The following is an 8,356-nucleotide window of genomic DNA, read 5'->3' as shown; positions in this document are numbered from 1 at the left end:
GTGGGCCGAGGGAACAGTCGTCGCCCGCCAGCGTCAGCGTGCGCAGCTCCTGGCCCGCGTACCAGGTGGCCAGACCCGTGACCGCGGCGAGCAGGACGACCGCGGCCGGCAGGCCCACGTCGGACTTCACCAGGTCGCTGCCCGCGACCTTCTCGGCCAGGGCCAGGGCCCACTGCTGGACGCTCAGGGTGCGGGCGCCCGCGACGAGGGAGCCGAAGAGGGTCTCCCAGACCAGGGCGTAGACCAGGCCGAAGACCACCGCGTGCTTGGTGATGGTGCCCAGGAGGAGGAAGAGGGCCGCGTATGCGATCGAGGCGACGAGGGCCGCGATGGTGTACGCGACGGCCACCTGCTGGCCGTTGCCGTTGAGGATCATGCCCGCGATGAACGTGGGGATGGCCGAGAAGGCCATGGTCACGCCGATCGCGACGATCAGCTTGGTGAAGATGATCGAGGGGCGCTTGACCGGCTTGGAGAGCAGATAGACGACCGAGCCGTCGTCGATCTCCGGACCGATCGCTCCCGTGCCGGCGATGACGCCGATCAGCGGGACCATCGTGGCGAGCGCGAACCCGCCGAGGACGTCGGCGGCGACCTGGTCGTCCGCGCCGGTGAGCGCACGTACCGCGACCGAGATCGCGATGAGCAGGACCGGCAGCGAGAACAGGATCAGCGCGCGCCTGCGGCCGAGCAGGGCCCGGTAGGTGAGCCGGGCGACGGTGGGGTTATACGCCAGAGGCATAGTCGTAGCTCCCTTCAGGCCGTGACGAGGTAGGAGAAGACGGATTCGAGGGACTCGTCGGACGGCGAGACCGTCAGGAGCCGGATGCCCTGGTCGCGGGCGACGCGGGGCAGGAGCTCGGTGAAGCGGCCGAAGTCGACGGCCTGGATCAGCAGCGCGCCCTCGGTGAGGTCGACTTCGATGCCCGCCGTGGACGGGTCCGCGATCAGCGCGGCCGCGAGCTTGCGGTCGTCGCTCGAGCGGACGGTGTAGCGGTGCGGGCGGTCCGTCATGAGGCGGCGGATGCGGCGGAAGTCGCCGCTGGCCGCGTGGCGTCCGGCCACGATCACCTCGATGTGCGAGGCGAGTTGCTCGACCTCTTCGAGGATGTGGGAGGAGAACAGGACCGTACGGCCCTCGTTGCCCATCCTCCGCAGCAGGTCCATGAGGTGCATGCGCTGGCGCGGGTCCATGCCGTTGAACGGCTCGTCGAGCAGCAGCACCGACGGGTCGTGGACCAGGGCGGACGCCATCTTTACGCGCTGGCGCATGCCTTTGGAGTACGTGGAGATCTTGCGGTCCTGCGCGTACTCCATCTCGACCGTGGCGAGGGCCAGTTGGGCGGCCTTCTTGCCGAGGCCGTGCAACTCGGCGTTGGCGACGACGAATTCGCGGCCGGTGAGGAAGTCGTACATCGCCTCGCGCTCGGGGACGAGGCCGATCTCCTTGTAGATCTCCTCGTTCTTCCAGATCGGGCGGCCGTCGAGCGTGACGCTGCCGGTGGAGGGCGACAGGAAGCCGCCCATCATGTTGATCAGGGTGGACTTGCCGGCGCCGTTCGGGCCGAGCAGGCCGGTGACGCCCGGGCCGATGGTCATCGTGACGTCGTTGACGGCGACGACATTGCCGAACCAGCGGCTGGTGTGGTCGATTTCGATGGTGGCCATTGCTCAGCGCCCGGCCTTTCGGTATTCGATGCTGGCCATGGTCAGAGCCCGGCCTTTCGGTAGCGGCGCATCAGGGCTCCGTACGAGCCGGCGATCAGCGCGAAGACGACCAGGAGGTAGACGACGCCGAGTCCCGCGCCGGGTCCGTGTTCGCCCGGGAAGGCTGAGGTCGCGCCGAGGAAGGCGGTCTGCACACCGTCGATCAGGGTGATCGGCGAGAACAGGCCCAGCCACTCGACCGCGTCCCACGAGCCCTGCGCGTCGGCGATGGCCTGGACGGTGGAGACGGCCCCGTACGAGATCGTCAGTACGGCGATCACGGCGGCGACGCCGAAACCGCGGCGCGGGGTCAGGGCGGCCATCACCAGGCCGATCCCCGCGAAGAGCAGCGAGAGCAGCAGCACGGAGACCATCCCCTGGGCGAATCCCTTGGTCTGGGTCGTGAAGTCCATCTTGGCGAGCAGCGAGCCCACATAGAGGACGATCACCGGCGCCCCGGTGAGGATGAGCAGCGCCGTGGCCATGGCGGCGAACTTGGCGACCACGTAGTCGACGCGTTCGATGGGGCGCGAGAAGTACAGCGGCACGGTCTTGAAGCGCAGGTCGCGCGAGACCGACTGCGGTGCCTGGGCGGCCAGGTAGAGGCCGATGATCGCCTGCGTGATGATCGCGTAGCGGGTGTACTCGATCGGCAGCTTGGTCGCGTTGGTCGCGACGGCGACCGCCACGATGATCGCCGCCGGTACGCACATCACGGCGAACAGGATCATCGGCGTGACCTTGGACTTCGCACTGCGCCCGAGACCGTACGCGCCGCGCAGGGACTGCGAGTAGAGCGAGCGGCGGGCGTAGGCGCGGCCGAGGCGGGGGCCGTCGTAGTTGCGGTAGCCGATGTTGTGGATCTGGGTCTGAGCAGTCTGGGCTGTGGTGTTGGGGGTGCTCATCGGGCTTCCACCTCCGCGGGCTCGCCGATATGGGCCTTCGCGGGGCCGTCCTTGAACACCTCGGAGATGTGGTGCCTGCGCTGTTCCATCCGGACGAGGCCGAGGCCGAGTTCGGCGACGGTGTCCCGTACGAGGTCGTAGGTGTCCTCGCCGGTCGCCTCGAGAAGGAGGATGTGGCCGGCGCCGGGCAGGCCCTCCTCCGTCGTGGTCTGGAGGGTGACCCCGCGGGCGGCGAGCGCTTCGCGTACCGCCTTGGTGCCGTCCGGGTGCGTGTCGGTGTCGGTGACCTCGACCGCGATGGTGCCCATCGTCTGCGTGTAGTCGCTGGTGGAGCTGGAGCGGAGCAGCTTGCCGCCGTCGATGACGACGACGTGGTCGCAGGTGCGCTCCAGTTCGCCGAGGAGGTGGCTCGTCACCAGGACGGAGATGCCGAAGTCCGTGTGGACGCGGCGGATCAGGCCGAGCATCTCGTCGCGGCCGACGGGGTCGAGGCCGTTGGTGGGCTCGTCGAGGAAGACCAGGTCGGGGTCGTGGACGAGCGCCTGGGCCAGCTTGACCCGCTGCTTCATACCGGTCGAGTAGCCGCCGATGGGGCGGTAGCGCTCCTCGTACAGGCCGACGTGGCGAAGGGTGTCGGCCGTGCGCTCGCGCGCCGCGGCCGGCGGCAGTCCCGACATCCGGGCCATGTGGACGACGAACTCGGTGGCCGAGACGTCCGGCGGCAGGCAGTCGTGCTCGGGCATGTACCCGACCCGCTCGCGGATCTCGCCCCCCTTGGTCGCGACGTCCAGACCGAGCACGGCGGCTTGGCCCTCGGTGGCGGGGGACAGTCCAAGAAGAATCTTGATCAACGTGGACTTGCCGGCTCCGTTGGCACCGACGAGTCCGGTCACACCCGGGCCGATGTCCATGGAGAGCCGGTCAAGAGCGGTCACCCTGGGGAACCGCTTGCTCAGGCTTTCGGTCGCGATCACAGTCACATTCCGAAGGTAGTGGCGCGGGTCACCTCCGGCGTCAGACCCTGCTCCTGTCTGCGTATCCGACTTGGGGTGTACGGGCCCGTAGGGGTCCGACTTTGGGTGGGGGCCGTTTCGCCCGGGGGGTCAGCTGGTGGCGGCTTCGCCGCCGAGGGACGCCTGGACCTCCGCGAGCGGAACGACCTCGTCGTCGCGCGGCAGGTCGATGGTGAGGACCTCGTCGAAGTGGCTCAGGTCCTGGGTGGACTCCGGACCCGATGTGCGCACCAGGTACGGCTTGCCCCGCAGGGCCAGGTACATCGTCTGCGTGCCCTTGCCGTCCTCTGTCACCTCGAGGGGCAGCACGGGGATCCCGTCGATCTCGGTGGGCTCACCCTTCTTGTACGTGGTCCCCGGTGCGTCCTGCGTGCTCTCCAGGCTGAAGCCCTGGAAGTCACAGGGCTTCAGCATCTGTACGTACGCCATGGGGTCGGGCTGCGAGTCCAGGATCCACTTGCCCCGGAAGCGCTTGGCCGCCTCGGGGCCCGCCTGCCGCGTGAGGGACTTCTCGTCTCCGCGCATGTAGATGCCCCGCTCACCGACCCGCACCTCCATGGTGCCGGTGTCGCCCACGTCGTAGGTGATCGAGCAGCCGTTCTTCAAGTCCGACCGCGCGACGACACCCGGGGCGGCCTCGGCCGGCAGCGCCGGGGTGTAGACCCTCTGGAACGACTGCAGGTCGGCCATCACCTCGCGGGAGCGCTGCATCGCCTCCGCGCCGGAGAGCTTCTCGATGCCGTTGGACTCCTCGGCACGCCGATCGGACCGGGCCGGCTTCGCCTTGCCCTCACCACTCGCGCCCTGCGTCCCGCACCCCGCGAAGGCGAGCGCGCCGGCAGCAACAAGTGCGGGAATCCTGCGGCGGGCGCACGTACGGGGGCTCATAGGCGGAACTTATCCACCCCTTACGCAGACGATGGCCGCCGATCGTCCCGAAACGGACAGGCCCAACTGCCCGTTCCGGCAGGGTTATCCACAGCCCGTGCACACCCCTTGACGTCGCCGCCGTGCATTGTCACATTCATCAGTGTCAAGTTACGGACGCGTAGCGCACACCTGACCAGGGCGGGGTGGCATGGGCTCAACGGTTGAACTCGACACGCGACTACGGGGCTTCAAGGAGGTGCAGGCGCTCGCGTACGAGTGCGCGGAGGCGGTCGCCGCCCAGCTCACCCCCGGTGTGACCGAGCGCGAGGCCGCCCGGATGCAGCGGGTGTGGCTGCGGGAGCGCGGGGTGCGGGACTGGTTCCATCTGCCCTTCGCGTGGTTCGGGGACCGTACGGCCTTCACCGGCTTCAGGATCCCGCTGCAGTTCTTCCCGACCAACCGCGCGCTCGAGCCGGGGATGCCGTACATCCTCGACATGGCTCCCGTCTTCAACGGCTATACGGCGGACATCGGTTACTCCGGTTGCCTCGGCCCGAACCCGTTGCACGACAAGCTGCTCGACGACCTCGAAGCCCATCGCGAGCTGATCCTGCGCGAGGTGCGCGAACGGCGCCCGCTGCGGGAGATCTACGAGGACGTGGAGCTCCTGATGCGGCGGCAGGGATACGCGAACCGGCATCGCGCCTACCCGTTCGGTGTGATCGCGCACAAGGTGGACCAGGTCAAGGAGCGGCGCTTGTCACCGCATGTGTTCGGCTTCGGCACCCAGTCCCTCAAGGGCCTCGCGAGCGATGCGCTGCACGGGCACCGGGACGGCTGGTCGCCGCTGTGGTCGCCGTACAAGTTCTCCGACCACCCGCCGCAGCCGGGGCTGTGGGCGGTCGAACCGCATCTCGGATTCCGGGGCACGGGCGCGAAGTTCGAGGAGCTCCTCGTCGTGACGGATTCCAGGGACCCGGTCGAGAGCGCGTTCTGGCTGGACGACGAACTGCCGCACGTACAGCGGTGGGGACGGGAGAAGGCGGCGTGAGCACGAGCGAGGGACGCGGGAAGACCGGGAGCCAGTACATGAGCGGCGGGAGCGGACTGTTGAAGGGTGCACGCGAGCGCTGGGTGCGGACCGGGGGCGTGGAGCTGTGCGTCGCCGAACTGGGCGAGCCGGACCGGCCCACCGTGTTCCTGGTGCACGGATACCCGGACTCCAAGGAGGTCTGGTCGGAGGTCGCCGTACGGCTCGCCGAGCAGTTCCATGTGGTGCTCTACGACGTACGGGGCCACGGAAGGTCCACGGCGCCGACCCCGCTGCGCGGCGGCTTCACCCTGGAGAAGCTGACCGACGACTTCCTGGCCGTCGCGGACGCGGTGAGCCCGGACGAGCCGGTGCACCTGGTGGGGCACGACTGGGGCTCGGTGCAGTCCTGGGAGTTCGCGACGGTGGAGCGTACGCAGGGCAGGGTGGCGTCCTTCACCTCGATATCCGGTCCTTCGCTCGACCACTTCGGGCACTGGATCAAGAAGCGGATGACCCGTCCGACCCCGCGCAAGGTCGGCCAACTCCTCGGCCAGGGCGCCAAGTCCTGGTACGTGTACATGCTGCACACCCCCGTGCTGCCGGAGCTCGCCTGGCGCGGACCGCTCGGCAGGCAGTGGCCGCGGCTGCTCGCGCGGGTGGAGAAGGTGCCGGCCGGCGACTACCCCACGCCTTCGCTGCCGAGCGACGCCGCCCACGGCGCGTGGCTCTACCGGGACAACGTACGGGCGCGGCTGAGCCGGCCGCGGGCCGACGCCCATGCGCACGCGCCGGTGCAGCTGATCACGCCGACCGGGGACATGTTCCTGTCGCCGAAGCTCTACGACGATCTCGAGCAGTGGGTGCCGCGGCTGACGCGCAGGACGGTGGCGGCCAAGCACTGGGTGCCGCGGACCCGGCCGGATCAACTTGCCGCGTGGATCGGCGAGTTCGTGACATCGGTGGAGACCCCCGCGCAGACGGTGGCCGCCGTTCCCGTCAAGCGGGCCAAGCGCGCCCATGCCTATGCCCAGCGGTTCGCCGGCCAGCTCGTGCTCGTCACGGGTGCGGCGAGCGGGATCGGACGGGCGACGGCGTTCGCGTTCGCGGAGGCCGGGGCGCGCGTGGTCGCGGTGGACCGCAATGGTGAAGGGGCCGCGCGTACCGCGGAGTTGGCGGGTCTGATCGGCGCGCCCGAGGCCTGGGGCGAGCAGCTCGACGTGTCCGACGAGGCCGCCATGGAGAAGCTGGCCGAGAAGGTCGCCACGGAGTACGGCGTCCTCGATGTGCTGGTCAACAATGCGGGGATCGGCCTGTCCGGCTCGTTCTTCGCCACCACCAGCGAGGACTGGAAGAAGGTCCTCGACGTCAATCTGTGGGGCGTGATCCACGGCTCCCGGATCTTCGGCGGACAGATGGCCGGGCGCGGACAGGGCGGCCACATCGTCAACACCGCGTCCGCGGCGGCGTATCAGCCCTCGAGGGCGCTGCCCGCGTACTCGACGTCGAAGGCCGCTGTCCTGATGCTCAGCGAGTGTCTGCGGGCCGAACTGGCCGGGCAGGGCATCGGCGTCTCCGCGATCTGCCCCGGCTTCGTGAACACCGACATCACCGCGACCGCCCGCTTCGCCGGGGTCGACGCCGCCGAGGAGAAGCGCCGGCAGAAGCGCACCTCGCGGCTGTACGGGCTGCGCAACTACCCGCCGGAGAAGGTGGCCGACGCCATCCTGAACGCGGTGCTCACCAACCAGGCGGTGGTGCCGGTGACTCCGGAGGCGCGCGGCGCCCATCTGCTGTCCCGCTTCACACCCAGGGCGCTGCGGGCGATCGCACGCTTGGAGCCGCCGGTATGAGCGAGGGGGAAGGCCACTACGCGATCGTGCCGCGCCGGGTCTCCTTCGACTGGGACTCCACCCCGCTGCACTGGATACCGGACGAGCCGACGGCCACCCATGTCATCAATGTGCTGCATCTGCTGCTTCCGGCGGGCGAGCGCTGGTTCGTGAAGGTGTTCAAGGAGGCGCTCCCGCTGGTCGGGGACCCGGTGCTCCTGAAGGACGTCAAGGGCTTCATGGGCCAGGAGGCGACGCACAGCGTGCAGCACGCGCACGTGCTCGACCACCTCGCGGCCAAGGGCCTTCGGACGGAGCCGTACACGCGCTATGTGGATCTGCTCTTCGACCGGCTGCTCGGCGAACGCCCGCCGCTGGGCGCACCGATAGCGGCCCAGGAGTGGCTGCGTTTCCGCCTTGCGGTCATCGCGGCGATCGAGCAGTTCACCGCGGTCCTCGGCAACTGGGTGCTCGACGCGGACGGGCTGGACGAGGCGGGCTCGGATCCGGTGATGCTCGATCTGCTGCGCTGGCACGGCGCGGAGGAGGTCGAGCACCGCTCCGTCGCCTTCGACATGTACGAGCACTGCGGCGGCGAGGGACTGCCCCGCTACACGCGGCGCATCGCCGGCATGGCGGTGACCGCGCCGGTGATGCTCTACCTGTGGGTGTGGGGCGCCGCGTATCTCCTGCGGCACGATCCTTCCCCGCGCGCTTCGGGCAGGGGCGCCGATGGGCTGCGGAGCCCCGGGCCCGCCGGCCGGCTCAGGTACTCGCTGCGCGAGCACAACCGGGCCGTACGCAAAGGGCTGCTGCCCACCTGGAAGGAGATCGGCGCGGCCGTACCCCGCTATCTGCGGCGGACGTACCATCCCTCGCAGGAGAGCTCACTGCGCAAGGCGGTGGAGTATCTGGCCGCATCCCCTGCGGCGCGCGTCGCGGCGGGGGCGATCGGACGGTCGGCCATCGCATGAGGGGCACGCCGGTGAGCGCGTCAGT

8 protein-coding genes are annotated in these 8,356 nt (G+C 69.5%); 3 read left to right on the top strand and 5 right to left on the bottom strand.

Annotated features, from left to right (window positions below; genetic code table 11):
• The 5 genes from JAO81_RS18825 to JAO81_RS18805 all read right to left on the bottom strand — a co-directional run.
• Nucleotides 1-742: ABC transporter permease (locus tag JAO81_RS18825; RefSeq protein ID WP_199549032.1), on the bottom strand; the 742-nt coding region annotated here is incomplete at its 3' end.
• 14 nt (nt 743-756) lie between these two features.
• Entirely contained in the window at nt 757-1,668 is a 912-nt protein-coding gene (locus JAO81_RS18820; RefSeq protein WP_199549031.1) for an ABC transporter ATP-binding protein, read from the bottom strand.
• Nucleotides 1,669-1,709: 41 nt separating this feature from the next.
• Nucleotides 1,710-2,612: an ABC transporter permease gene (locus tag JAO81_RS18815; protein ID WP_199549030.1), complete on the bottom strand. Its 903-nt coding sequence runs from the start codon at nt 2,610-2,612 to the stop codon at nt 1,710-1,712.
• Complete coding sequence (locus JAO81_RS18810) at nt 2,609-3,586, bottom strand: ABC transporter ATP-binding protein (RefSeq protein ID WP_307813473.1); 978 nt, start codon at nt 3,584-3,586, stop codon at nt 2,609-2,611. Before JAO81_RS18810 ends, JAO81_RS18815 begins: the two co-directional genes overlap by 4 nt.
• A gap of 129 nt (nt 3,587-3,715) precedes the next feature.
• The gene (locus JAO81_RS18805; RefSeq protein WP_199549028.1) at nt 3,716-4,513 is read right to left on the bottom strand and encodes a hypothetical protein; all 798 of its coding nucleotides are present in this window, start codon (nt 4,511-4,513) and stop codon (nt 3,716-3,718) included.
• 190 nt (nt 4,514-4,703) lie between these two features.
• On the opposite strand from JAO81_RS18805, the gene JAO81_RS18800 reads away from it, so the two are divergent.
• From JAO81_RS18800 to JAO81_RS18790, 3 genes are read left to right on the top strand one after another with little or no spacing between them, the layout of a single operon-like run.
• Entirely contained in the window at nt 4,704-5,546 is an 843-nt protein-coding gene (locus tag JAO81_RS18800; RefSeq protein WP_199549027.1) for a M24 family metallopeptidase, read from the top strand.
• Between the two features lie 38 nt (nt 5,547-5,584).
• Nucleotides 5,585-7,378 carry an SDR family oxidoreductase gene (locus tag JAO81_RS18795; protein ID WP_199549071.1) on the top strand — a complete coding sequence of 598 codons (1,794 nt, stop codon included), beginning with the start codon at nt 5,585-5,587 and terminating at the stop codon, nt 7,376-7,378.
• A complete protein-coding gene (locus JAO81_RS18790; RefSeq protein WP_199549026.1) occupies nt 7,375-8,331 on the top strand; it encodes a metal-dependent hydrolase in 957 nt (318 codons plus the stop codon). The genes JAO81_RS18795 and JAO81_RS18790 overlap by 4 nt, the downstream gene beginning before the upstream one ends.
• Nucleotides 8,332-8,356: the final 25 nt, after the last annotated feature.

This window comes from Streptomyces sp. N35 (assembly GCF_016464295.1).
GTDB lineage: Bacteria > Actinomycetota > Actinomycetes > Streptomycetales > Streptomycetaceae > Streptomyces.
This window is presented reverse-complemented; position numbering and strand designations above follow the sequence as displayed.

Bases quoted from the DNA above. Each gene is read 5' to 3' on its own strand.
- JAO81_RS18820 (WP_199549031.1), bottom strand. From the start codon at position 1,668: ATGGCCACCATCGAAATCGACCACACCAGCCGCTGGTTCGGCAATGTC.
- JAO81_RS18815 (WP_199549030.1), bottom strand. From the start codon at position 2,612: ATGAGCACCCCCAACACCACAGCCCAGACTGCTCAGACCCAGATCCAC.
- JAO81_RS18805 (WP_199549028.1), bottom strand. From the start codon at position 4,513: ATGAGCCCCCGTACGTGCGCCCGCCGCAGGATTCCCGCACTTGTTGCT.
- JAO81_RS18800 (WP_199549027.1), top strand. From the start codon at position 4,704: ATGGGCTCAACGGTTGAACTCGACACGCGACTACGGGGCTTCAAGGAG.
- JAO81_RS18795 (WP_199549071.1), top strand. From the start codon at position 5,585: ATGAGCGGCGGGAGCGGACTGTTGAAGGGTGCACGCGAGCGCTGGGTG.
- JAO81_RS18790 (WP_199549026.1), top strand. From the start codon at position 7,375: ATGAGCGAGGGGGAAGGCCACTACGCGATCGTGCCGCGCCGGGTCTCC.